The organism is Bacillus sp. DE0042 (assembly GCF_007680225.1).
Taxonomy (GTDB): domain Bacteria; phylum Bacillota; class Bacilli; order Bacillales; family Bacillaceae_G; genus Bacillus_A; species Bacillus_A wiedmannii.
This window is the reverse complement of the sequence record NZ_VEJP01000002.1, coordinates 439,145-464,438: the sequence shown is the minus strand read 5'-3', so window position 1 is coordinate 464,438 and position 25,294 is coordinate 439,145. Positions and strand designations below refer to the sequence as shown.

24 protein-coding genes are annotated in these 25,294 nt (G+C 34.5%); 20 read left to right on the top strand and 4 right to left on the bottom strand.

What is annotated here, in order from left to right; genetic code table 11:
* The first annotated feature begins 123 nt into the window (after positions 1-123).
* The 4 genes from FS802_RS12755 to FS802_RS12740 all read left to right on the top strand — a co-directional run bounded on the left by FS802_RS12755 (position 124) and on the right by FS802_RS12740 (position 3,872).
* Complete coding sequence (locus FS802_RS12755) at positions 124-963, top strand: YitT family protein (protein WP_000747488.1); 840 nt, start codon at positions 124-126, stop codon at positions 961-963.
* 180 nt (positions 964-1,143) lie between these two features.
* Positions 1,144-1,821, top strand: coding sequence for a response regulator transcription factor (locus FS802_RS12750; RefSeq protein WP_000781971.1), 678 nt, complete (start codon positions 1,144-1,146; stop codon positions 1,819-1,821).
* A 2-nt stretch (positions 1,822-1,823) separates the two neighbouring features.
* The gene (locus tag FS802_RS12745) at positions 1,824-3,200 is read left to right on the top strand and encodes a sensor histidine kinase (RefSeq protein WP_144525059.1); all 1,377 of its coding nucleotides are present in this window, start codon (positions 1,824-1,826) and stop codon (positions 3,198-3,200) included.
* Between the two features lie 201 nt (positions 3,201-3,401).
* On the top strand, positions 3,402-3,872 hold the full coding sequence (locus FS802_RS12740; protein ID WP_000821004.1) for a DinB family protein: 471 nt from the start codon (positions 3,402-3,404) through the stop codon (positions 3,870-3,872).
* 116 nt (positions 3,873-3,988) lie between these two features.
* Here FS802_RS12740 and FS802_RS12735 read toward each other — a convergent pair whose 3' ends face one another.
* Entirely contained in the window at positions 3,989-5,248 is a 1,260-nt protein-coding gene (locus FS802_RS12735; protein ID WP_098707225.1) for an MFS transporter, read from the bottom strand.
* Positions 5,249-5,317: 69 nt separating this feature from the next.
* Positions 5,318-5,941 (bottom strand): ArsR/SmtB family transcription factor, encoded by a 624-nt coding sequence (locus tag FS802_RS12730; protein ID WP_098653494.1) that lies wholly within the window; start codon positions 5,939-5,941, stop codon positions 5,318-5,320.
* Positions 5,942-6,126: 185 nt separating this feature from the next.
* On the opposite strand from FS802_RS12730, the gene FS802_RS12725 reads away from it, so the two are divergent.
* Both FS802_RS12725 and FS802_RS12720 read left to right on the top strand, forming a co-directional pair.
* Complete coding sequence (locus tag FS802_RS12725; protein WP_000477784.1) at positions 6,127-7,191, top strand: ABC transporter permease; 1,065 nt, start codon at positions 6,127-6,129, stop codon at positions 7,189-7,191.
* Complete coding sequence (locus FS802_RS12720; RefSeq protein WP_000202602.1) at positions 7,191-7,862, top strand: ABC transporter ATP-binding protein; 672 nt, start codon at positions 7,191-7,193, stop codon at positions 7,860-7,862. Before FS802_RS12725 ends, FS802_RS12720 begins: the two co-directional genes overlap by 1 nt.
* 64 nt (positions 7,863-7,926) lie before the next feature.
* On the opposite strand, the gene FS802_RS12715 is transcribed toward FS802_RS12720, so the two are convergent.
* Together FS802_RS12715 and FS802_RS12710 are read right to left on the bottom strand one after the other, a co-directional pair.
* Entirely contained in the window at positions 7,927-9,045 is a 1,119-nt protein-coding gene (locus FS802_RS12715) for an LPXTG cell wall anchor domain-containing protein (RefSeq protein ID WP_098653496.1), read from the bottom strand.
* 142 nt (positions 9,046-9,187) lie between these two features.
* Complete coding sequence (locus tag FS802_RS12710) at positions 9,188-9,781, bottom strand: ATP-binding protein (protein ID WP_098653524.1); 594 nt, start codon at positions 9,779-9,781, stop codon at positions 9,188-9,190.
* Between the two features lie 202 nt (positions 9,782-9,983).
* Between FS802_RS12710 and FS802_RS12705 the strand changes: the two genes are divergently transcribed.
* The 14 genes from FS802_RS12705 to cuyA all read left to right on the top strand — a co-directional run bounded on the left by FS802_RS12705 (position 9,984) and on the right by cuyA (position 25,266).
* A complete protein-coding gene (locus tag FS802_RS12705; protein ID WP_144525057.1) occupies positions 9,984-10,904 on the top strand; it encodes a class I SAM-dependent methyltransferase in 921 nt (306 codons plus the stop codon).
* A gap of 146 nt (positions 10,905-11,050) precedes the next feature.
* On the top strand, positions 11,051-11,845 hold the full coding sequence (locus FS802_RS12700) for a MerR family transcriptional regulator (protein WP_098653498.1): 795 nt from the start codon (positions 11,051-11,053) through the stop codon (positions 11,843-11,845).
* Positions 11,846-11,954: 109 nt separating this feature from the next.
* Positions 11,955-12,788 carry a CPBP family intramembrane glutamic endopeptidase gene (locus FS802_RS12695; RefSeq protein WP_098653499.1) on the top strand — a complete coding sequence of 278 codons (834 nt, stop codon included), beginning with the start codon at positions 11,955-11,957 and terminating at the stop codon, positions 12,786-12,788.
* 501 nt (positions 12,789-13,289) lie between these two features.
* Positions 13,290-14,279 (top strand): beta-ketoacyl-ACP synthase III, encoded by a 990-nt coding sequence (locus tag FS802_RS12690; RefSeq protein WP_063218008.1) that lies wholly within the window; start codon positions 13,290-13,292, stop codon positions 14,277-14,279.
* Positions 14,269-15,432: an ATP-grasp domain-containing protein gene (locus tag FS802_RS12685; RefSeq protein ID WP_141547158.1), complete on the top strand. Its 1,164-nt coding sequence runs from the start codon at positions 14,269-14,271 to the stop codon at positions 15,430-15,432. The genes FS802_RS12690 and FS802_RS12685 overlap by 11 nt, the downstream gene beginning before the upstream one ends.
* Positions 15,429-16,415 (top strand): NAD-dependent epimerase/dehydratase family protein, encoded by a 987-nt coding sequence (locus FS802_RS12680; RefSeq protein ID WP_098653501.1) that lies wholly within the window; start codon positions 15,429-15,431, stop codon positions 16,413-16,415. The genes FS802_RS12685 and FS802_RS12680 overlap by 4 nt, the downstream gene beginning before the upstream one ends.
* The gene (locus FS802_RS12675) at positions 16,412-17,263 is read left to right on the top strand and encodes an MBL fold metallo-hydrolase (protein ID WP_098653502.1); all 852 of its coding nucleotides are present in this window, start codon (positions 16,412-16,414) and stop codon (positions 17,261-17,263) included. The genes FS802_RS12680 and FS802_RS12675 overlap by 4 nt, the downstream gene beginning before the upstream one ends.
* Positions 17,256-18,593, top strand: coding sequence for a F390 synthetase-related protein (locus FS802_RS12670; protein WP_098653503.1), 1,338 nt, complete (start codon positions 17,256-17,258; stop codon positions 18,591-18,593). Before FS802_RS12675 ends, FS802_RS12670 begins: the two co-directional genes overlap by 8 nt.
* The gene (locus FS802_RS12665) at positions 18,590-19,735 is read left to right on the top strand and encodes a hypothetical protein (RefSeq protein WP_144525055.1); all 1,146 of its coding nucleotides are present in this window, start codon (positions 18,590-18,592) and stop codon (positions 19,733-19,735) included. Before FS802_RS12670 ends, FS802_RS12665 begins: the two co-directional genes overlap by 4 nt.
* A gap of 336 nt (positions 19,736-20,071) precedes the next feature.
* Positions 20,072-20,272, top strand: coding sequence for a helix-turn-helix transcriptional regulator (locus FS802_RS12660; protein WP_000903049.1), 201 nt, complete (start codon positions 20,072-20,074; stop codon positions 20,270-20,272).
* An 8-nt stretch (positions 20,273-20,280) separates the two neighbouring features.
* Complete coding sequence (locus tag FS802_RS12655; RefSeq protein WP_000925448.1) at positions 20,281-20,574, top strand: hypothetical protein; 294 nt, start codon at positions 20,281-20,283, stop codon at positions 20,572-20,574.
* A gap of 412 nt (positions 20,575-20,986) precedes the next feature.
* A complete protein-coding gene (locus tag FS802_RS12650) occupies positions 20,987-22,528 on the top strand; it encodes a serine hydrolase domain-containing protein (RefSeq protein ID WP_098653505.1) in 1,542 nt (513 codons plus the stop codon).
* Positions 22,529-22,726: 198 nt separating this feature from the next.
* Positions 22,727-23,959: a DUF4073 domain-containing protein gene (locus FS802_RS12645; protein WP_144525053.1), complete on the top strand. Its 1,233-nt coding sequence runs from the start codon at positions 22,727-22,729 to the stop codon at positions 23,957-23,959.
* Between the two features lie 311 nt (positions 23,960-24,270).
* Positions 24,271-25,266 carry a D-cysteate sulfo-lyase gene (gene cuyA, locus FS802_RS12640; RefSeq protein ID WP_001046599.1) on the top strand — a complete coding sequence of 332 codons (996 nt, stop codon included), beginning with the start codon at positions 24,271-24,273 and terminating at the stop codon, positions 25,264-25,266.
* The last annotated feature ends 28 nt before the right edge of the window (positions 25,267-25,294 follow it).

The window sequence follows — 25,294 nt, the reverse complement described above, 5'->3', positions numbered from 1 at the left end:
ATAAAGTTGTTTTATCATCCTATATTAAAATAAAAATAAACCACTGTTCGATTTGAATATTCCACGATATAATGGTGAGAGTTTATGACAGAATAAATATTTACATAAGAAGTGAGGTACTGTATGAAAAAAAGAACGACAGACATTATTTTTATTATTATTGGTGCATTTCTATTTGCGTTAGGTGTCAATTTGTTTGTTATCCCGAACGAGTTTGGTGAGGGTGGAGTAACTGGTATCACGATTATTACGTATTATTTATTTGAATGGTCACCAGGCTTAGTTAACTTAATTTTAAATGCGATTTTGTTAATAGCTGGTTATAAATTTTTGAATAAGATTACAACAATTTATACGATTATCGCTGTAGTTACGAATTCGCTATTCCTTCATTTGACAGAAGGTTGGACGATTGCTTCGGATGAAATGCTTGTAAATGCCATTTTCGGAGGAATATTTATTGGGTGCGGGATTGGTCTTATTATTCGCGTTGGCGGAACAACAGCAGGTACTACCATTTTAGCAAGGATGACGCATAAATATTTAGGATGGAGCATTAGCTATGGTTTACTGTTCTTCGATTTAATTGTTGCGTTTTCATCTTATTTCATCATTGGTGCAGAAAAACTGATGATAACAATTATTATGCTATATGTAGCAACGAAAGTGATGGAGTTTGTAATTGAAGGTTTAAATCCGAAGAAAGCCATTACGATTATTTCTGATAACCCGAATGAAATTGCCGGGAAGGTAACTACCTTAATGGGCAGAGGGGTTACTGTGTACTCAGGTCATGGCTATTACACGAAAACTCCGAAGGAAATTCTTTATGTTGTTATTAATAAGCAAGAAGTAGTCAAGCTAAAACGGATTGTTCAAACTACAGATCCGGCTGCGTTCATTGCTATACACGATGTTCGTGACGTATTTGGAGAAGGATTCGTTGATATTTCTAAAGCATAGAAATTACTTTTCATTAAAATAATCTTAATACTAAAACGTAAGAATCTATTTTGAATAATCTTTTTTCAAAATAGATTCTTTTTATTTATCTTAAAATGTTGGTTTGTTTTTCTTTTTCTTGCAAAAAATCTAATTGTTTCTTAAGGTAAGGATGTAGAAGGATGAACAAGAGAGGGTTTAATGAAGATGATACATATTTTATTAGCTGATGATGATAAGCATATTAGAGAGTTGTTACATTACCATTTACAAAAAGAGGGGTTTAAAGTTTTTGAAGCAGAAGATGGAAAGGTAGCGCAAGGCGTATTAGAGAAAGAAAATATTCATCTTGCGATAGTAGACATTATGATGCCGTTTGTTGATGGTTATACGTTATGTGAAGAAATCCGGAAGTATCATGATATACCGGTTATTTTATTAACTGCGAAAGATCAGTTAGTTGATAAAGAAAAAGGATTCATTTCTGGTACGGACGATTATATTGTAAAACCATTTGAGCCAGCTGAGGTCATTTTCCGTATGAAAGCATTACTGCGTCGTTATCAAATGCTGAGTGCTGATATTATTACGTTGCACGGTACGACAATTGATCGAAAAGGGTTTGAAGTGAAGTGTAACGGTCAAACGATTCTGCTTCCATTAAAAGAATTTGAGTTGTTATCGCAACTGGCTAGTTATCCTGGAAGGACATTTTCAAGAGAAGAATTAATTGAATTAGTATGGGGAATGGATTTTGAAGGGGATGAACGAACAGTTGACGTTCATGTGAAGAGACTACGAGATCGTTTCTCAAAACGAACGGATGATTTTCAAATTACGACAGTACGCGGGCTCGGTTATAAGTTGGAGTTGAAATAAAAATGAAATCACTATACTCTAGATTTGTTTTTATGACGGTTGGAATCATGCTACTTAGCAGTATTATCGGTTTTTTATTAACAAATGTGTACTATCAAGTGAAGTTAAAACCGTACAATAGTGAAAAGATTTTAATGTATGCGGAAGAAGTTAAAGCGTTATATGAAAGGCAAAGTGAAGAAAACAAAGAGGCGTACTTACAGTCTATCGCGAAATTAGGATATGAAATATATATTGTCGATGATCAAAAGAATGGAAAGCGTATTGGCAATGCGTTTCGTAAGACCTCTATTAGCGATGATACTGTTCATAAAGTGTTGCAAGGGGAAACGTTTAACGGCGTTTCTACATATCCAACACGCCTCTTTATTACGGGGTTTTTCGATAATGAATTAATTAATAGTGTCGGTGTGCCGGTAAAACACGGTGATAAACAGTACGCTTTATTCATTCGTCCTGACATTCAGCAACAATTTGGTGAGATGCGAATTTTTCTAGCGGTATTACTAGGGTTTATCGTTTTATTAAGTATTATTTTTATTGCGATTGCAGCAGGTTATATCGTTCGTCCCATTCGTACATTTACGAAAGCGACGCAAAAGATTGCAAGTGGTGAATATGATATCGAATTAGATGGAAATCGAAAAGATGAAATTGGTACATTAGCAACTAATTTTCAAAAGATGACGAAAAGTATTAAAGAATTAGATGAGATGAGACAAGAATTTGTTTCTAACGTTTCTCACGAATTCCAATCGCCGCTTTCTTCTATTCAAGGGTTCTCAAAAACGTTACAGTCAGAAGAGATGAGTGGGGAAGAAAGAAACCATTACTTGCAAATTATTGAGGGCGAAAGTAAGCGAATGTCTAGTTTATGTAAACAGTTACTTACGCTCGCTTCTTTAGATAAAGAAGAAAAAGTATTACAAATAAAAGAATTCAATCTACAAAAGCAAATTAAAGACGTCATTTTTATGCTCGAATGGAAATGGCGTGAAAAAGATATTGCCGTTGAATTTGATGTGCCGGATATTACAATACAAGGCGATGAAAACTTACTTCATCAAGTATGGAGTAACATCTTTACGAATAGTATTAAGTTTTCAAACGACGGCGGAACGATTGAATTTGTTGTAGAAGAATTAGAATCAAGTGTGATGATCTATATATCAGACAACGGAATTGGTATGGAAAAAGAAGAAATGGATCGTATATTTGATCGTTTTTACAAAGTAGATACAGCAAGAGCAAGAAACGTAGAAGGTAGCGGTTTAGGATTATCGATTGTACAGAAGATTGTAGAACTGCATAACGGAAACGTTTCAGTGTATAGTACGAAAGGGGAAGGGACTACTGTTCAGGTGGAGCTTCCGAAATAGATGAAAGAGGCTGCTACGGAAGGGCCTCTTCTTTTTTGGTTTCTAGTATACGTGTAAAGTGAAAAAATGTGAGTCATTTTCATTACATAATCGGACGAGTTTGTGGAGTGAGCTCAGGAGGAAGTTTATTTAAACATGTAGAATCTCTACAGAGTTATAAGGATTGTATTAAAACTTGAACCGTGTAGGGAGGAAATTACTTTGAAACGAATTGACTTGTTATTAAACGTACTAGATTCAACATTCGATAAAGAGAGTTGGTATGCACCGTTTAAACATGCTATAGAAGGACTTACAGCCGAACAGGCTACGTGGAAACCATCTGGTGAGGCAACGAATACCATTTGGGAGAGCGTTAATCATCTCATTTATTACAAAGAGAGGCTTGCTGCAAACTTAGAAGGCCGTGAATGGAAACACAATCTGGACGGTAATGACACCTTTTATCTTACTGAGCAATCCAATGATGATGAGGAATGGAAGAAAGTTGTTGAACGTTCTGAAAATGCTCAGCGTAATTTAAGACATGTATTGAGTGCAATTTCTGAAAAAGAGCTTGAACAAAATTCACTTGAGGGGAAATTACTAGATATCATGCTTCATGATGCTTATCATACAGGCCAAATTATTCAATTAAGGAAAATGCAGGGGTCTTGGCCATCAAATCGTTAATTGAACGTTTTAGTTGGTGCTATTGTTATATTTTTAGTGAAGTATTTTACATCCAAAATTAAATAACTACATTTTAACCCCGTCCCAAATCTAGAACGGGGTTATGTTTGTTCCTGCTATAAAGCTGTACCTTTCCCGCGCTCTTCCCTAAAATGAACTCCAAAAGTATCCGCTGTAATTTCATCAGCTTTCGGCAATGCTCGTAATTTCGGATGAAGCAGCCATACGAGAGAAATAAATAAAATACCGATGCTAGCGAGCGCAAAAATGAATTGGCTACTAAATACATTTGCGGTGTATCCGCCAATTAAAGAACCGAACGGCATAGCAATTGTGCCCATACTTCGCATGACTGAGTTAATGCGTCCAAGATATTGATTTGGAATTGCAATTTGACTAATTGTCGCAAATAATATGTTGGTGGCACCGATTGGTATCCAAGCTAGGCCGAATAAGAGAATAGATAGCCATTGAAACGGTACAATCGTAGAGAGAAACCAAAAGATAGAGCCAGTCGCAAAGCTAATAATGGAGACACGGCCAACATTACGTTTGCCAATCCATGAACTGAATAATGCACCGATGAGACTACCTGCTGATATAGCAGCTAAGAAGAAGCCATATGATTTCACGCCTCCTAAAGAATCAGCGTAAGAAGGGAGTATCGCCATCGTCATACCGATTGAAAAATTAGCGACAACTGAACCGATTAAGAAGGCGCCCATTAATGAGCGGAAGACGATCGAAAAGCCTTCTTTTAAATCAGAGAAATATTGTTTAGTTGAAAGTGATGTATTTGTTTCTGCTTGCTTTGGCATTTTCAATGAAAAGAATAATAGGGCAGTAATCGCGAATGTTAAGGAATCGACTACATATAAAGTAATGGCACCAAGTAGTGCTACTAATATTCCAGAAAGAGTCGTACAAATTAAGTCAATGCCTTGATACGCAAATGAAAAGAGAGAGTTTCCTTTTAATAATTGTGTTTTATGCAGTAGAAGTGGTAAAGCTTTCGATTGTGCGGGATAGGCGAATTGTTCGATAAAGGCTACGATGGGCATGATGATAAGTAGTAGTTGAACAGTTAATAGGTCGAAGTAGTGTGTAATAGGAATGATTAATATAAGGATACATTGCAGAACTTGTGTGATGACGAGGGTGTTTTTGATTGACCATCTATCAACGAATGGACCGGTAAGAAATTGAAGTGTAGAAGGTAATAACGTAAGAAAACCAGCTAATCCAGAATAAAAAGGATTACCACTCAGCTTGTATACGAGCCACATCGCGGCTACATAATACAAACTATCTCCTATGTTTGTGAAAATTCTCCCTAAAAATAATAAGAGGAAATTCCGGTTTTTTAATATGTCCACTTTATCTACTCCTTTATAATAAATTTATTCGGTAAAATAAATTTGACCGTTTATGTAAAAAAAATCGTATTACGATTTTTCTTCTTTTTTCACAAAGCGCTGCATTGCTCGTTCGTCGATTTGTAGTGCAGTAGTAGAAATGTAATAAGATTTACTATTTGGATCTTTATCCGCATCTTTTACGATATCATTTAATTCAGCCATTAATTCATGAAACTTTTTCACCCACACTTGAAATTGTTCTGGCGTGGCATCAAATTCCCAACAAGATGAAACGTAATTCCACTCAGCTGGGTCTTCACTTACTTTTCGTAATGTAAAAGCTTCTTCTGGTGCAGCGAGAATGTGGTTTTTCGTTCTTTCTGTCATTTGTAAAAAGATTTGGCGACCTGATTCGCTCAACATTTCTAAATGAGGTAATAGGTCTGCGGCAGGGGTGAAGCCTCTAGCGATAGATTGATAAAACTTTTGAATGATGCCATTCTTTTCTTCTGTATAAACAATTTCTATAAAACCATTCTTTTCTAATTCCTTTAAATGATAATGAATTTTCGCCCTTGGAATGCCGAATTTCTCAGATAGTAGTTGCCCTGTATAAGGACGTTCGCATAGTCGCATCATCATTTCGACACGTAGTGGATCGCTTATTGCTTTTAGTTGGCTATAAGTAGTGAGTGTTAACATGGGCTTCAAGATGATCAACTCCTTAAATGAAATTACTCGGTCAAGATTATTTGACTGAATTGTATCAAGGATTCTAATTATTTTCAATACTTTCTGAAAATTAAATTTTCTCCTCTGTAATCTTCTGTTCATATTCCGTTCATATTTCTTTTTTATGATAAGTGCATAGAAAGTAAGAGGAAGGAGCGAGCGAAATGTTTTTAGCTCTGCGTGAATTAAAACAATCAAAATTAAGATATGGATTAATCGGACTTATTATGGTGTTATTATCATTTTTAGTTCTTGTTATTTCAGGATTAGCAAATGGATTATCATATGATAATGCTTCATCGATTCAAAATATGGAGGCAAATAAGTTCGTCTTAGCAGATGATGCGGAAAATAAATTACTTCGTTCACAAATTAAGCAAGATGATGTAAATAACGTAGTAAATCAAGTAGGCGAGAAAGAGGCCGTTCCGTTCCGTGTGAAAGTTTCAACGTATGAAAAGAAAGACAGTTCGAAAAAAGTGGATGTTGCTATTTTCTCAAGTGAACGCGATTCATTTTTAGAACCGAAAATTGTAAAAGGTGAGAAATTAGGCACAGCAAACAACGAAATGGTTGCTGATGAATCTATTAAAGAAAAAGGAATCGATATCGGGGACACAATTATTGATCCTGTTTCAAAGAAAGAATTTACAATCGTTGGATTTACGAAAGATCAAATGTTTAGCCATACACCAGTCGTTTATGTAAATGAAGACGTATGGGGAGCTATTTCACAACCAAACCAAAAAGATTATAGTGCGATTGCGCTGAATACAGATAAAGAAATTAAAAATGCACATGTTATCGACAAAAAAGAAGTACTACAAAGTATTCCCGGATTTAAAGAGGAGCAAGGAACATTAACGATGATCATTGCATTCTTACTTGTTATCGCTGCGTTACTAATCGGTGTATTCTTCTACGTCATTACATTGCAAAAAACACAGCAATTAGGCGTATTAAAAGCAATCGGTACGAAGAATTCTTATTTAGCAAATAGTTTAGTCGTGCAGGCTTTATTCTTATCAGTCGTTGCGATGGTAATCAGTATTGTTCTTGTGCAAGGATTAGAACAAATTTTACCAGCAGGTATGCCGTTCTTATTAACAACACCGATGATTGCACAATATGGAGCAATCTTTATCGTAATTAGTATTTTAGGAACACTTATTTCGTTATACCAAGTATTAAAAGTTGATGCATTAGAAGCAATTGGAGGCGGGATGTAATGACTTCATTATTGAAATTAGATAAAGTAAGTAAAGTGTACGGAGAAGGGAATACGGAAGTAACAGCCCTTCATCCGATGTCGCTTGATGTGAAAGCTGGAGAGTTTATTGGAATCGTTGGTCCTTCTGGATCAGGGAAAAGTACATTATTATCAATCGCGGGTGCTTTATTATCACCGTCAAAAGGGGATATTTACATTCGTGAGCAAAATATTACGAAGTTATCGGAAAAGGAAATGACAGACATTCGCTTGAAAAAAATCGGCTTCATTTTCCAGTTCGCAAATCTTGTTCCATATTTAAATGTTAAAGAACAATTGCTTTACATTGCAAAGCTTAAAAAAGAAAACAAACAAGACTCAGAAAAGCGTGCGGATCATTTATTAGCGGCATTTGGATTAGGAGAAAGAAAAAGTCATTATCCAAATCAACTATCTGGCGGGGAAAAACAAAGGGTAGCAATCGCTCGCGCGTTCATGAACAACCCAGATTTAATATTAGCGGATGAACCAACTGCAAGCTTAGACTCAAAACGCGCACGTGAAGTTGTAGAAATGATGAAACGTGAAGTGAAAGAAAGTCAAAAAGCAGCAATTATGATTACGCATGATGAAAGAATGCTTGATGTATGTGATCGTATATTGACGCTTAGAGATGGGAAGTTAATATAAAGAAAAAGGACAATCGCACATAAATGTGCGATTGTCCTTTTTATAAAATATAGTTATAAGGGCCTTATTTTGAGAATAACGCTTTAATTTTATTTCGTGTTACTAATAAAACGCCGCCTAATACAGATAACATACCTAAAGCCATATTATTTGATTGCTCACTACCAGCGTTAGGAAGTTCTCTAGTGTTATTGTTTGTGTTTGTAGTACCAGTCTTTGTTTCAGTTTGTTTCGATTGAGATACTTCATTAATTTTGTTATCTACATTTTGCTTCGTTGTATGTACCTCAGCTAATTTGTCATCAATTTTTTTCTCAGTATGTTTAAAGTCGTTAATTTTAATATCTAAGTCTTGTTTTTTCTTTGTTAAATCGTCTGAAACAGTTTGTTTCGCTTGTTTTATTTCGTTAATTTTATTTAGTAAATCTTGTCTAGTTTCTTGTAATTCAGCTAGTTTGTTTTTTACATCTTGTTTAGCTAGTTCTAAGTTAGCGGAAAGACTATCTAAATTACCTTTAATTTTCTTAAGTTCCTCTAACGTGTTCCCAGTATTCGGCATATTTTCTTTTAGCTCAGCAAGTTTGTCCTCAGCAGTTTGTTTTGCTTTCTTTAACTCAGCTAATTTTTCATCTACCTGTTTTTTAACTTCCTTAAGTTCATTAACCTTTTGATCGATATTTTCTTTATGTTGCTTAATTTCATTCACTTTTTCATCGACAGTTTGTTTATGTTCTTTAATCTCATTAACCTTATTATCGATATTTTGCTTATGTTCTTTAACTTCAGCAACTTTGTCTTCTACTTGTTTTTTATGCTCTTTAATTTCAGCGATTTTATCTTCGGCAATTTGTTTGTCTTGCTGAAGTTTTGCATCTAACTCTTGTTTACGTTGTTTCATTTCGTTAATTTTTTCATCAGCAACTTGTTTACGCTCATGTAGTTCATTAACCTTCGTATCAACATTTTCCTTAACTTGGTTAAGTTCATTCAACTTTTGATCTACGTTTTCTTTGTGTTGCTGCAATTTCGCATCTAACTCTTGTCTATGTTGCTTAATTTCAGCTAATCGATCTCCCGTACTTTGCTGTGGAGTAGCATCAGTTACTTCTGCATGAGCAGAGTTTGCCCCAGCAATCATTGCCAAAGCTAGTGTAGACGCAGCGATTGTTTGTTTTGTTTTCATATTTTTGTACCTCTTTTCTTTCATATGCATGAGCTGTTTTGTGTAAAATTGAGCATATAGAAGTAGATTATCTTATTATTATATACCATGTATGATGTCTAGAGGAAGTATTTGCATAATAATCTATGATTATGTAATTCTCTTATTTTGGAGTAGGGGACAAATCTTTAGCTAGATGAACAATTTCTTCTATAGTAGAGTTTACATCTTTACTATTACGAATAACAAACAAATAATCAGCCTCGTTTTCTATAGGATCGACTACATCTTCATATAGTGATTCAGACTGTTGTCGATCGAGTACTTCTTTGAAACTAGAATAACTACCTCTAAAAATATTTGTACTTCGCGTGCTTCGAGCTACTCTTTCGTAAAGGACATCATCTGGAATATCAAAATGAACGAGTATGCGTACATAGTCATCTTTCTGAAACAATTCATTGAGTAAATACATCCTGCCGTTTCGACTTCTATTTGAGTTGCAAATAATAAGGTGTAAACTCGTATGTTCTTTTGCATAATCAACAATGAATTTCGAAAGACCGTGCTTAAATGTATTAGTGCCTTCATCCGGCTGTAATTTTTCGTAATGTGTGTTGATAAATTCAGCTTGGTTATCTTGATCCATAACGAAAGAGTTGGGTAACTCTTTTTCTAGTTCTTTAGCAAATGTAGTTTTTCCGCTGTGTGTTTTTCCTACGGTAATAATGACTAATCGTTTCATATTGGCCTCCATATGTATTGTTATAATTTGGAACATTCTGTGTGAATCGACAATTTTCCTGCCAGAGAATATACAAATTGTTGGTATGATAGCAGGCTAGAAACTTGACAAAAAAACTTATTTATGATATAATTTACCAATATATAAATAAAGTGTATAATAGGGTTCTCCTGGCCAGGGGAACCCTATTTTTGTTGTAAAAATGAAGGAGTGTATGTGCGTGAAAAAAGGTGAAGCGAGTGTAACGTCGCTAGTATCAGCTTTTGGAAGAGCGTATCATAGTGAATTTGATCGTCCTAAAATCTTTGATGATTATGTAGCTAAAGATTTTATTTCACAAAAAGAACGTAACGATATTGAAACGAATATGGTTCAAGGAATACAGTTTTTTAATACAGACATTGCAGAGAAGTTTCAAGACAATCCACAAGAAATATTAAAATGGATTACACAAGTTCAATTATCACCAACACCTTTGGCACGCGCGGCATATTGTGAAAGAGTATTACTACATGAGATTACATTAGGAGCAAAACAATACGTCATACTCGGTGCGGGCTTAGACACGTTCAGTTTCAGACATCGAGAATTAGAGAATGAAATAGAAATATTTGAAGTGGATCATCCTTCTACGCAAGAGTTTAAAATACAAAGAGTGAAAGAAGCAGAGTATGAAATGCCAAGCAACCTTCATTTTGTGTCGATGGATTTCACTAAAGATTTCTCGAAGCAAACATTAGTAAATGAAGGATTTGAAAACCAAAAGACGTTCTTTAGCCTATTAGGTGTTACGTACTATTTAACGAAAGAGGAGCTTTCTAGTTTAATAGAATACTTATTCGAGATGGTTCCAGAGGGGAGCTCTATCGTATTCGATTATCCGGATGAAAACTTATTTACAGAAAAGGGACTGTCCAATCGAGTGGAAAATATGGTGAAAATGGCTGCAGTAGGCGGAGAACCGATGAAATCGTGTTTTTCTTATACCGAAATGGAAGCACTATTAGAGAAGGCAGGCTTACTCATTTATGAGCATTTATCGCCAGAAGACATAAATAAATTATATTTTGAAGGACGAAATGATTATTTAGAAGCTTTTGAGACGGTGCATTATGTGCATGCGGTGAAGAAGTAGGAATTAGTAGGCATGGGGAGAAATCTCTGTGTCTTTTTTTGTGGAAAAAGGAGATGGGGAGTATTAATTGGAAGGGAAATTCGATAATTTACAGAATATGCAATATGAATGTAAAAGTTTAAGTAGCGATGTTAAAGGAGAACGTAATGTACACAATTGGACAGGTTGCAAAATTTTTAGATGTATCTAGAGATACTTTGAAGTTTTATGAGGAAAAAGGTTTGGTCAAGCCGAAGCAAAATATTGAGAATGGGTATAGAAAATATAATCATTTTGATATATATGATATAACAACGGTCAATTTCTATAGGGAAATGGATATCGAAATAAAAAAAATTCAGGAATTAAGAAAAAGTAAGAGTATAGAGGGAATAAAATCATTGTTAGCAGAGAAAGAACAAGAAGTTTTAGAGGAGATAGAATATAAAAAACTTCTTTTAAAAAAGCTTCAAATTGTAAAAGAAGATTGCGAAAAAACAACGCAATTCTTAGGGAAATACGTAGTAAAAGAAATGAAGCCGTTAGAAGTAAACGGAGAAATAGAGCATTTTACTGCGTATGATGAATATGAATCTTTGAAAAAGAATACGGATAGTTTAAAAAAAGCAGTTACTTTAACATCTTTACGAAGAGTTATAAATTTCAACGAAGAAGGTATTATAGAAGATAAATTTATAATTGTAAGAAAGATAGAGGACTTTGATAAAGAATTAGAAGAGGAAATTCTATCGCATCCAAAATGTATTTATACAGTTATTGAAGATGGAAGATGGGCAACTGGTGGGAAAAGTATTGATCATAATGTGGAATCCAGTTTAAGAAAAGCAGCAATAGAACAAGGACATGAACTTTTGGGGCTAGTGTATATAAATATATTACTTACCACATATGAAGAGGGATTTGAGCGTATATTTTTAGAAATTTATGCGCCTGTAAAATAATGCTGACATGTATTGACCTGTGAGTAACCCCCAGGTTTAAGCTGAGAGTATCTGTAAATGTAAATACTATTATGTTTACGAAATACTTAGTTTGAAATGGGGATTGCGCATGAATAGGGAAAAGAAACTAAAAAAACCAGTAGCGAGTTTTATTGTACTAACCAATATCATTTTTCTGCCACTTTTTTTGCTTGTAGGAGCTATAAGTATGCTAGAATTCTCAGCATGGGTTTTTGATGTAATGTTTTGTATATCGTCTTGGTCCTCAACTTTTGCTTTTGCCGTGTTATTTAAAAAAATCTATCCAGGGCAGAGCTTTATACAGTTTGTACAAGACAAGTTCAAGAATAAACTTAAAGTTTCTATAATTCTTATTGTGAGTATGATTCAAACTTTCATATTTTTAATGATTTTGTTTGTCGTGTCTAAAAATAGTGAAGTAGATTCTATTTTTACTGTCACTTCATGGGGAATGCTAATCTATTTCTTTGCTAAAAACTTTCTTGCGGGGCCATTAGGAGAAGAACTAGGATGGAGAGGCTTTGCACAAATTGAGCTTCAAAAGAGGCATTCACCACTAAAAGCTTCGCTAATTATAGGATTTTGGTGGGGGATGTGGCATCTACCTATTTGGTTTACTACAGGATTTGTAGGCATGGACCTAATTAAATATATTCTATTTTTTATGATCTCTATCATATCTATAAAAATCGTTATGACTGCATTTTATAATTTAAATCAGAATTTAATTATCCCAATCATTATCCATCAATTTTTTAATTTCTTTATTGGTATTATAAAAGGAAACTTAATTGATCTAATTATGTATAACGCGATTTTTTATTTAGTAGTTGCAGTTTTTCTGATTGTTATAAATCCAAAGAGAGTTCTGTATGGAGCGGAAGATATAAATAGCAGGAATGGAAAGTATTATAGGGCATAGTGATGCATTTATGAAAGACAAGGAAAGCAAATTTAGTGATGGTAGATATGTTTGTTTTGTGCAGTATTACTTAAAGCTCCGCCAATTTAATTATATAAATTATTTTTTTATGGAAACAAAAAGGGAAAAGAAGATGTTGAAATGAGTTGTATGTACACTCCATATGTGTATATTTGCTGCTCAATAAACTACCATCTCACGTAAGTTTATACCACATTTTCACTTTTATTTACAAAAAATACTATTAAATATTTTCGGATAATTGTTATAATATAATTAAATTGATATAAAAGTTTTTTTCTAGAGTATGTATTTGAAGAATTCTCATGCAAAAAGAGCAAGTTCTCAAGTAGAGAGCTTGCTCTTTTTTGAAGAGAAATATGATTAGAAGTACATAAGGGGATAGCAGAATGTTATAAAAAGACTTTCTGTATGTATCCACAACAATGTTTAGATGTAAAGGATTTTTAAATTTATAAAAAGATTAAGAGGCGATAGAGAATGAAAAGATATATTAGTATAAAAGGAATTGGAACATATCTTCCGAAAAGAAAGGTAGAATCTTTTGAAATAGATCGCATGCTACATGTGCCAGAAGGCTGGACATTAAAAAAAGCTGGGGTAAAAACAAGATATTTTGTTGATGGGGAAACGTCTTCTTATATGGGGGCAGAAGCTGCAAAAAAAGCTGTAGAAGATGCGAAGTTAACTTGGGATGATATCGATTGTATTATTTGCGGAAGCGGAACGATTCAACAGGCAATACCTTCCACAGCATCACTTATTCAAGAACAGCTCGGGCTACAGCATTCTGGTATTCCATGTTTTGATATCAATTCAACATGTTTAAGTTTCATAACAGCACTTGATACAATTTCGTACGCAATGGAATGCGGGAGATACAAAAATGTTGTTATCATTTCTTCTGAAATTTCTTCTGTTGGATTAAATTGGGGGCAAAATGAAAGCAGTATTTTATTCGGTGACGGTGCGGCAGCTGTAGTAATAACAAAAGGCGATCATACATCTTCTATTATTGCTTCCCATATGGAAACATATAGCTCTGGTGCGCATTTATCAGAAATTCGTGGCGGTGGAACGATGATTCATCCTCGCGAGTATAGTGAGGAACGAAAAGAAGACTTCTTGTTCGATATGAATGGAAGAGCCATTTTTAAACTATCTTCTAAGTATTTGTTGAAGTTTATTGACAAGCTACTTATGGATACTGGTTATACTCTAGCCGATATTGATTTAATTGTTCCTCACCAAGCAAGTGGACCAGCTATGAGACTCATTCGTAAAAAATTAGGGGTTGATGAAGAGCGCTTTATGACCATTTTTGAAGACTACGGTAATATGATTTCCGCATCTATTCCAGTCGCTCTTTTCGAAGCGATTAAGCAAAAGAAAGTGCAACGTGGAAATAAAATACTATTATTAGGTACTTCTGCAGGACTTTCAATCGGAGGCATCCTTCTTGAATACTAAGAAAACAGTATTAATTACAGGGGCACGTGCACCAGCAACTTTGCATGTATGCAGACTGTTTCATAACGCTGGACATACCGTTATTATTGCAGATAGTATTCCTTATCCATTAAGTAAAGTTTCAAAGAGTACGGATTACTTTTATGAAATTCCTTCTCCAAAATGGAAAACAAATGAAAGTATCCGTGCGCTACTATCCATTATTCAACGACACAATGTGGATTTACTTATTCCTACTTGTGAAGAAGTGTTTTATATATCTAAATATAGAGAAGAATTAAGCGCATTTTGCCATGTATTAGTAGATGATTTTCAAAAACTTTCATTACTGCATAATAAGTGGGAATTTATTCAGTTCATAGCGAATTTAGGGTGGCAAGTACCTGCAACATATAGAATAGATGATGAAGAAGCGATAAGTTCAATGATGCACAAAACACCAGCTCATACTCCTTTTGTACGAAAACCGATTTTTTCCCGATTTTCTGATAAAGTGGAATTTATTACAAAAGAGGATGCTCTAAAAGAAAGCATGATAGATAAGTCGAATTATATTATGCAAGAGTTTATACGAGGGACGCAGCATTGTTCCTACAGTATTGCACAATCTGGGGAAGTGTTAGCTCACTCTACGTATAAAACGGAATTTACGGCAGGCTTAGGCGCTACCATTGCGTTTCAGCATATGAATCATCCTAAAATTGATCAGTTTGTTACACATATTGTAAAAGAGCTAAATTTCTCAGGACAAATTGCTTTTGATTTTATCGTTACAGAGGATGGAGATGCGATTCCGATTGAATGTAATCCACGTACTACAAGTGGATTACATTTATTCGATGAGGAAATATTGCCGGCCTTCTTTCATGAAAAGGTAAACAATACACTCATTCCAAGACCAAACTCTGAGTGTGCAATTCGGTTAGCGATGCTTCTTTATGGATTTCCGAATTTAAAAAGTAAACAAAAACGTAAGCGATGGTTAAAAGTTCTATGCTCTTATCCAGATATCGTTTATCGTCACAATGATTGGAAACCATTTTTTTATCAGTTTTTTAGCATGTATAAATTGTGGCGTGAAAGTTATAAACAGGAACGGACTATTTTAGAGCAAACAACATATGACATATCGTGGGATGGTGAAGATTTATGAAAATGCTAGTAACTGGTGGAACGGGCTTTCTAGGACAAAAACTCGCCTTTCGACTGAAAAATATGGGCTATGAAGTAACGGCAACGGGAAGAAATAAAACAATCGGTAAGGTATTAGAACAAAATGGAATTGAGTTTGTTTACTGTCCTCTTGAAGACAGGGATCGTGTGCTACAAGTTTGTAAAGGTAAAGATTACATCTTTCATAGCGGCGCACTTTCTTCCCCTTGGGGTAAATATGAAGATTTTTATAATGCAAATGTGTTAGGAACGAAACATATTATCGAGGGATGTCAAAAGTACGGTATAAAACGCCTGATCCACGTATCAACACCAAGTATTTATTTCTATTATGATGAACGACAAAATGTAGTAGAAAACGCGAAACTTCCTGATACATTTGTAAATCATTATGCAACAACGAAGCACATGGCTGAACAAGCTATTGATCAAGCATTCATGCATGGTTTACCAGTTATCACGATACGCCCGCGTGCTTTATTCGGACCAGGAGATAATGCGATTCTTCCGCGTCTTATTAAAGTATGTGAAAAGGGTGCTTTACCGAGAATTGGTACTGAAAATGTTCTTGTTGATATCACGTATGTTGAGAATGTAGTAGATGCTTTACTTCTTTGTATGCATTCCCCAAAACATACATTAGGGCAAAAGTACAATATAACAAATGACGAGCGTGTAAATTTATATGAGGTCATAGAAAATGTAATGAAGCGTCTTGATAAGGAAGTAAAATATAAAAAAATTTCCTACAAAACCGCTTTTTCACTAGCTGCTATACTAGAAGGAATCTCAAAAACTATTTTATTTGGAAAAGAACCTATTCTCACAAAATATACTGTTAGTGTTCTTTCAAAAAGCCAGACATTAAATATTGATAAAGCTAAAGAAGAACTAGGGTATGCTCCGAAGATCAGTATAGAAGAAGGAATTACACAATTTGTAGACTGGTGGAAAATACAATGAAAATCAAATCTTTAAAGCTATATGATACAGGATATTGCACACATCCAGAAAAAATCGCATATTCCAAGGGCAGTTGGAAACAAATATGCTTTCCAGCTACAGTAGGGTTACTCCAGCATCCAGTATTAGGATATATTTTATTTGATACTGGATATGCGGGACATTTTAAAGAGGCGACAAAAAAATTCCCTTACTCTGTATATGCAAAACTTACGCCTGTTCATTTCACGGAAGAGCAATCTATTAAAGAGCAACTTCTTCTTGATGGTATTCAGCCAGAAGAAATTAAATATATTATTCTATCTCATTTTCATGGCGATCATACAGCTGGTTTACCCGACTTTCCAAAAGCGAAAATATTAACCTTCGCAAAAGCTTATGAGGATATTAAAAAGAGAAGTAAATTTGGTGCTCTATTAAAAGGGTGTCTAAAAAATACACTGCCGATGGATTTAGAGGAAAGAATGTCATTCATTGATCAAACTCCATCCCTTAACTTACCTTCTACATATGGAAAGTTTGAAGAGGGGTATGATGTATTTGATGATGGCTCATTATTTGCTGTTGACTTAACAGGACATGCAACGGGACAATTCGGTTTATTCGTCCATTTACAGAGTGAAAAAATTGTCTTTCTTTGTGCAGACGCAGTGTGGCTAAGTAAAACGTATCAAAACCTTGTATTTCCTAGTAAGATTGCCAACCTTTTAACTAGCGATCCAAAATCTTACCGAAAGAATATTGAGAAGTTACACCATTTATCACAAACATCACCTGAGATTGAAATTGTACCAACTCATTGTGAACATACATGGGATAAAATTAAAGCAGGGGTGTACTATGAATAAACTACGAATTCTCAAGCAATACTTGAAAACAAAATATGGCTCGAGATTTTCAAGTCGTAAACAGTTGGAACAGTTTCATAAACAACAAATAGAAAAACAACTTTTGTTCACGATAGAGGCGTCTCCTTTTTATCGCCAGTTATATACACCGTTTTTAAATGAAATTCAAAAGGGTAATTTGGCTGCACTCCCTATTATTGATAAAGAAGTAATGATGGAACATTTTGATACATTAAATACAGTCCATATTTCAAAGGAAGAAGCGTTTCATGTAGCATTTGAAGCAGAAAAGACCCGGAATTTCTCACCAACCATTCGTAATATAACTGTCGGTTTATCATCAGGCACTAGTGGAAATCGTGGGGTTTTTCTCGTTTCCGAGGAAGAACAAACGTTGTGGGCTGGCTCGATTATAGGAAAGGTGCTTCCTTCTAGCATTTTACATAAACACACGATTGCTTTTTTCTTACGTGCAAATAGCAATTTATACGAAGCGACAAAAAATAAGCGAATCTCATTTCATTTTTTGGATTTACTAGATTCGTTTCAGCAGCATATCACGCGATTAAATGAAATACAGCCATCTATTTTAATTGCACCGCCGTCTATGTTACGGAAAATCGCTTATTGGCAGCAAGAAGGACTGATTACGATTTGTCCTAAGAAAATTATCTCTGTAGCAGAAGTGCTTGAAGATATTGATAGAGACTTTATTCAAGCAACTTTTAAGCAAACAGTACACCAAGTTTACCAATGTACAGAAGGTTTTCTTGCTACCACCTGCAAGCAGGGGACATTACACATTAATGAAGACCTCGTTCATATTGAAAAAGAATACTTAGATCAAGAGAAAGGGATATTTGTTCCCATTATTACTGATTTCATGAGGAAAACACAGCCTATTATACGCTATCGTCTCAATGACATATTAATTGAGAAAAAAACGCCGTGCAGCTGTGGCTCACCTTTCTTAGCATTAGAACGAATTGATGGTCGATGTGACGATATATTTATTGGAATAAGTGAATTGGATAAGAGCGAAATATTTATTTTTCCAGATTTCATTAGAAGAGCAATTTTGTTTGCATCTAGTGACATTCAAGAATTTAAAGTGATACAACACAGTGTAGACAAAATTGAAATTAAACTTAAAGCACTCCCTGAAAATCTGGAATTATGTCAATCAAATGTAATGAAAGAGTTACATACACTATGGTCTACTAAAAAGTGTGCGATACCACATTTTTTCTTTTCGCATTACGATATTCAAGTATATGATAAAAAATTAAAAAGAATAGAAAGTCTTGTAAGGCGTGGTGAACATAAATGATTAAGTTACACGATGTTCATTCCTTGCATAGCATTGATTGGGAATCAAAAAAAGATGGAGCATATGTACGAGATAGTTTCCTGCCTCTTTTTCAAAAGGGCGTTACAGCATGTATTGAAAATGTTAACACGGAGCTCTTTTTATTAGAAATCGATGATCTCATCTTGCCAGTTACTCTTAATAACGCAGAGTTCGAAAATTCATATGTATGTTCTCCTTATACACATTACGTATCTTATGCGTTAGAAGAGCTATGGGAGTTGAAAAAACCATGGCTAGAGAAGCTATTAACCTATTCGATTCATCTTATGGGAAGTTGGCTACGACGAACGAATATTAATAAAGTAATTGTCGTAAATAATTGGATGCTTTCAACAAACCTTTATCACTCTATCAACGAACGACAAATCGAACAAATTACAAATCTATTTGTTGAGAAATTTCCAGAGCATACAATTCTATTTCGCTCTTTAAATAACGAATTATATCCTGTAATGACAGAAGCACTATCTACGGTAGGTTACAAGAAAATTATGTCTCGTTCTATATACTTATTTGATCCGAAACACTATAAAAAAATGAATCGAAAAAAACGAAAAGACTTATTAAACGATAAAAGCTTATTAGAGAAAAGCAATTATGAAATCATTACGAATGAAGAATTAACAAAGGAGGATATTTTACAAATTTCCCATTTATACAACCAACTATATATCGAAAAATATTCCGCCCATAATCCAATGTTTACACCCGCTTATTTATGGAATGCTCTTCAGCATCGTTTATTTGAGATAAAGGCCATAAAAAAAGGGACTACCATTGATGGTGTTATTGCTTATTTTATTCGAGATGGAGTTATGACAACGCCGATCCTTGGCTATAATACAAACTCTGACCAGCAACAAGGTTTATACCGGATACTTTCTTTCCTTATTACAATGGATTCTATCGAAAAAGAATTAATTTGTCATTGTAGTGCTGGGGCTGGAGAGTTCAAACGAAATCGTGGTGCAACACAGCAAATTGAATACAGTTATGTATATAACGATCATCTACCACCTAGCCAACAAAAGGTATGGAAAGTATTAATGTGGATATTAAATACATACATAGAACCGATGGCAAAAAAACATCGCTTTTAAACAAAAAAACTTTTATGATTGCTTGTTACCTGGAACTCTTTATTTAAGTGTAGCTGCAATACCTAAGTTATGGAATTTATATAGTATATTTTTAATAATTTATTTTATATGTATCGTTTGGATGAAAGAGAGAAGTGCTTGAAGAGTAGTTCTCTTTTTTATTAAGTTTTTGAAACAGCGCATTATGTACATACAGTAAAGAAGTAGAAGATTAGTAGGCATGGGAGAGATCTTTATGTCTTTTTTTATGAGGATTTTTAATTTTAAAAATATATTGTAAAAAATAATTTACAATTTGTAAAAAATAAATTACAATTATCTCAAGAGGTGTTACTATTGTTGCATAATAAAATTGTAGTTTGTCGAGCAGAAAAAGGTTGGACCCAAGAAGAACTGGCAACAAGAGTGGGAGTTAGTCGTCAAACTATCGCTACTCTTGAAAAGAATAAATATAACCCTTCTCTAATTCTTGCCTTTAAAATCGCAAATGTATTTGAAAAGCCGTTAACCGACGTATTTGATTATCTAGAGGAGTGATACATATGTTGTTGTTGTTAAAAATTTTATTATTTGGTTTAATAGTGATAAGTAAGATGTATGTAATAAAATTTCAATCAAGTGATGAAGCAAATGACGAAAGAGGAAGAGAAATTCTATATAAAACAAATAATGTTTTGTACAATATTCTATATTTAGGTATCCTTGCCATTATTGTTTTACAATTAATTGATATTATTCCTTTGAAATTTCTACCTGATTTGTTATTGTATTTTGCACTTTCATTAAGTGTGTTAGGCAGTATTTTTATATTTATCAACAGAAACAGTAAAAATTACTAATACGAGTTAAGTGTTTAATCTTGTTCTGTTAGTTAATTGAACAAAATTTTTTTTAGTAAGCTACATAAAATAATCAATCTTTTTCATAAAAATTTAAGGAAGCCAAAAGAACCCCACACATTTTAATCAAAATGTGTGGGGTTCTTCTTTTTATAAAATAAATATTTGTAGTGTGGAATATATCCAATTGATTAACCAAACTAGTATTTTAGGGGCATTAACTGAAACCATAAATATAACCTCATGTCTATCTTGTTGATGAATTTCATTGTCCTCGGATAAAGGACAATAGCAGATCTTTGATTTTTATTACAATTTTGTAAGGTTAAGTAATAAAAATCGATAGAATGGGATATTAGAATGGGGTACTCTGATTGACGGGTAGAATATTCTGAAAAAAGGGGTAGAGCAAATGAAGAATAGACAAAAAGCATCGATAATATGCAAAAGTATTTTATGTTTAATGATTTGTATATTCATTACGAATGAAGCATGGTTTACAAATGTGGTGAGGGCAGAATCGGGCACGTTGACTGATAGGAGTATAGAGGATTTCAAAAAAAGGCTGGATGAACAGGTACCAAAATGGCAGGGGAATTATGAGGTACCAGGGGTTGCAATAGGGGTTGTACATGAGGGGCGTATTGCTTATACACTAAACTACGGTTATGTAGATAAAAAGACAAAAAAAGCGGTGAGTGATGATACTTTGTTTCAAGCTGGTTCCATATCTAAAAGCCTTACAGCGTGGGGAATCCTACATCTTGTAGATGAAGGTCGTTTATCACTTGATGATCCCGTTGAAAAATATCTGACCAAATGGAAATTACCTAATTCAGAGTTTAATAATAATGAAGTCACGATAAGAAGATTGCTAAGCCATACAGCAGGGCTGTCTGCACATAAAGGATACCTCGGGGTTACACCAGGGAAACATCTTGACTCTATCGAGGAGTCTCTGTCTGGAAAAGGATGGCTTAATGAACCAGTGGAGGTTACCAATAAACCAGGTTCAGAAACAATTTATTCTGGTGGCGGATATACAATTTTACAACTTGTAATTGAAGAGGTTACCGGAATACCGTTTGATCGTTATATGGAAGAACAAATTATGAAACCTTTAGGAATGAAATCTAGTTCATTCTTACAACGTCCTGAAAATCATAACCTTTCGAAAGCTTATGGATATTTTGGAGAGGAGCTCCCTAGTTACCAATTTACCGAACAGGCTGCTGCAGGTCTCAAGACAAATGTTACGGATATGATGACATGGATACTTGCAAGTATGGATACAAATAATAAAGGGAATGGTGTCATCAAAAGTGGACGTGTTGAGGAAATGCAAAAGCCGGTATTAAGGGAGAATGGTTTAGGTATATTTGAAAAAAAATTATCTAATCAATGGAAATTACTTTATCATTCTGGTGACAATCGAGGCTGGCATTCTTTTTATGGTTTCATTCCTAATACAAAGGATGGATTGGTAATCCTCACGAATAGTGAAGGTGGTATAGACTTACGACAGGATATTTACCACGCATGGATTGAACATGAAACTGGAAAATTACCTGAAAGTTACTTCTCTCTAGCTGAGCAGAGAAAAAGTAATTCCATTACATCAATTGTTATTGGAGCCACACTTAGTGTATATTTGCTGCTATTTGTAATTAGATTGTACAAAGGTAGAAGAACTTTCATTTTTAAGCAAGAGAAGAAATCCCACATCGGATTAGTAGTTAGGACATTTTTACTTATTATTACTGCTATTCTCGTTTTTTGTGCTGCATACTTGTGGAGGGTTTTCAGCTTGAATTCCGGTAATACATTAAATTTTATTCTAATAATGGTATGGATTATAACATTATTAATTAGTGGATTTTTCCCGAAAATTAGAAGTAATAAAAAACAACGTATGAAACGAAAAGATTTAACATCAAAATTTACATGTATGTAATGTTAAAGGCTAGAAAGCTAGATTGGCGCGAATTTCGAATTGTGGAGTGCAATGAAAAGACAAAACCCCTTAAAAAACTCTTAATTTTTTACCCAACCAACCTTTACAATCCCTCCTTATAATGTGAATTGGACAAGCATCTAAGAGAAAACAGAACATGTCAGTTTGTACATTTTATTTATTAGGGGGAGAATTTGTATGAAAAAGGCAGTTGCTTCATTAGCTGTTATGGCGGCATTATTACCGACATTTTCAGCACATGCGGAAGGGAAAGAGCAAGGCCGAAAATTAGCTACAACTTTTAATGTTATTAGTGATATTCAAGGGGATTTAGGGGATTTTGATCACGTATTAAAAGATATGAACAAAGTGACACCACTTTCTAGAGCGCTTATTATGAATGGGGATATAACGTCAACGGGACAACAGTCACAATATGATGATGTGAAGCGTGTGTTAAATAAAAATAAATATCCAGAGAATGTATGGTCAACTGTTGGGAATCATGAGTTTTATGCTGGTAAATGGACAGCTGCTGGGAAACTTTCTCAAAGTACATGGCCAAATGGTGTAACGGAAGAAACGCTATTCAACCGCTACTTACAATTTAGCGGGCAAGAAAAGGTATATCATAAAAAAGAATTAGACGGTTATCCGCTTTTATTTTTAGGAACTGAAAAATATATGAAATACCACGATTCAAAAATGTGGGATGAAGTATACATGGGTGATGAGCAATTAGGTTGGTTAAAACAAAATTTAGAAGAGTACAGTAAAAAAGATAAAAATAAGCCAATCTTCATTTTCTCTCATCACGTTTTACCTGATACAGTATCTGGATCAAGACAATCACCGTATTTAAATGACTATTTAAACGTGGATAAATTGTACGATATATTAAAAGACTATCCGCAAGTTGTTTTCTTCACGAGTCATACGCATTGGGATTTAAACTTACCAGACTGGGCTGGTAAAAAGAAAATTGCAGGCGGAGATAAAAAAGGCTTTACAGTTGTGAATACGGGTGGTATTGAAACAGGCTGGATGTCAGCTGGACCAAATGGCGGAGAGAAGACTGCTCCAGATGGATATTCATTTAAACAAGGATTACAAGTGAAAGCATATGGTAACGATGTAATGGTAACAGCTTACGATTACAAACGTGATAAGGATATAAAAAAATTATTAATTAGTGATTCGAAAGTTGCACAAATGGCACCGAATGTAACCGCTGATGATAGTAAAAACGTAATCGTCGATGCAACGGAATATATGGAGTACTCTGTAGAAGGAACGAGTGAGTGGAATACGTATAATCCAGGAAACCCACCAAAATTTGATGGGGACAAAATTGTACACGTACGTCATAAAGGCGAAATGAATTTAGAGCCAGGATTAACACAGCTTCTTCGATTTTCGGCAAATAAGTGATTAGTAAGGGCCTACTTTTTAATGAGTGGGCTCTTTTGTGTTGTCGTTTTTTGTCGGTAAGTCGATATATTTCAAGTTATGAACGATATATTTAAAAAAATCGTTCATATAAACTTCATGTATCGAAATAAAATGAAAGTTATTAATGTAATTTCACGTACCGTATTGGAGTTAAAATTATTAATACAATTCCATTCACAAAAACCGAATTCCAATACATTTTTCCACCAGAAAGGTGACTTCATCATTTTTACATGTAATAATAGTATCGTTACATACATTGTGAAAGAAGTACAAAAGGAGCGTTATTTATGAATTTAGCTAAATTCCCGAGAAAAAAATATACAGAGTCATATACACCAATTGAAAAATTAAACAATTTTTCTGAAGCACTTGGTGGGCCGACTATTTATTTTAAACGAGATGATTTACTTGGTTTAACAGCTGGTGGTAATAAGACGAGAAAGTTAGAGTTTCTAGTTGCGGATGCACAGGCAAAAGGTGCAAATACGTTAATTACAGCTGGTGGTATTCAGTCAAACCATTGCCGTCTAACACTTGCAGCTGCGGTAAAAGAAAAAATGAAATGTATTCTTGTATTAGAAGAAGGGCTTGAGCCAGAAGAGAAGCCAGACTTTAACGGAAACTATTTCTTATATCATTTACTAGGTGCTGAAAATGTAATTGTTGTACCAAACGGGGCAGATCTTATGGAAGAGATGCATAAAGTAGCGAAAGAAGTTAGTGAAAAAGGTAATACACCATATGTCATACCAGTTGGTGGATCAAATCCTACTGGTGCAATGGGATACGTTGCTTGTGCGCAAGAAATTATGGCACAATCATTTGACCAAGGAATTGATTTCAGTACAGTTGTTTGCGTAAGCGGTAGCGCTGGTATGCACGCTGGTTTAATTACTGGTTTTGCTGGAACACAAAGTCACATACCTGTAATTGGAATCAACGTAAGTAGAGGAAAAGCAGAACAAGAAGAGAAAGTAGCAAAACTTGTAGAGGAAACTTCAGCTCACGTTGGTATTCCGAACTTTATCCCGCGCGAAGCTGTTACATGCTTTGATGAATATGTAGGACCAGGTTACGCGTTACCAACGCCAGAAATGGTGGAAGCAGTTCAATTACTTGCGAAAACAGAAGGTATTTTACTGGATCCAGTGTATACAGGCAAAGCGGTAGCGGGATTAATCGACTTAATTAAAAAAGGTACATTTAATAAAGAAGACAACATTTTATTCGTACATTCAGGTGGTTCACCAGCTTTATATGCGAATACGTCTTTATTTGCGTAAGTGTGAAAAAGCATTGGGTATCCAATGC